A 754-nucleotide genomic window follows, 5' to 3' on the forward strand; every position below is an offset into this window, starting at 1 on the left:
GTATTCAAAAAATGTTGTCCAGGTCTCTTCGCTTTCGCCACTTTGAATCATGAAGCCGATAATTTCACGGTCGCCATCTTTGGTTATTCCAATCGCTATATGACAGCTTTTTGAGAGTACTCGATTTTCTTCTCGTACTTTTATATAGAGTACATCGGTCATTAAGTAAGGATAATTTTTTTCTGATAATAAACGATTCTGCCACTCGTTAACCATAGGTTCTAGCTGTTCTGTTAAGCTAGAAACGAAGGACTTAGAGACGGATTTACCACAAAGTTCTTCCACAATTTTTGATACTTTACGAGTTGAAACGCCTGATACATACATTTCCAACATTGAAGCCATGAGGGCTTTTTCGTTTCGTTGATAACGTTCAAACACTGTGGGTGAAAAATGGCCATCACGTGTTCTGGGTACTTTTAATTCTAGCGTGCCTACACGTGTCGTAAAGCTGCGCTCATAATAGCCATTTCGTTGACTTTGTCGGTTTTCTGTTCGTTCATATTCTTTTGCTTGAATATATTCTGTTCGTTGATTTTCCATTAGTTGATTAAATACCGTTGTTAAAATATTTTTAGAAACGTCATCCTTTACAGAATATTCAATAATGCTTTGAATCTCTTCGCTTTTCAGTGTAAAATGTACTTGGGTCATGTAAAAGTCCTCCTGGGTATGTTTTTGTCGTTAAAAACATTGTACCGTAAAAGGACTGTTATATGGCCTTTTTACTTTTACACAATTATACGGACTTTAT

1 pseudogene is annotated in these 754 nt (G+C 36.2%); it reads right to left on the reverse strand.

The features are described 5' to 3' along the window. Positions 1-654 (reverse strand): annotated as a pseudogene (locus KA828_RS10675) (IS256-like element IS256 family transposase); the annotation flags it as partial. Positions 655-754 lie beyond the last annotated feature (100 nt).

Source organism: Staphylococcus sp. GDY8P85P (genome assembly GCF_017892405.1).
In the GTDB taxonomy this organism is placed as follows: Bacteria; Bacillota; Bacilli; order Staphylococcales; family Staphylococcaceae; genus Staphylococcus; species Staphylococcus borealis.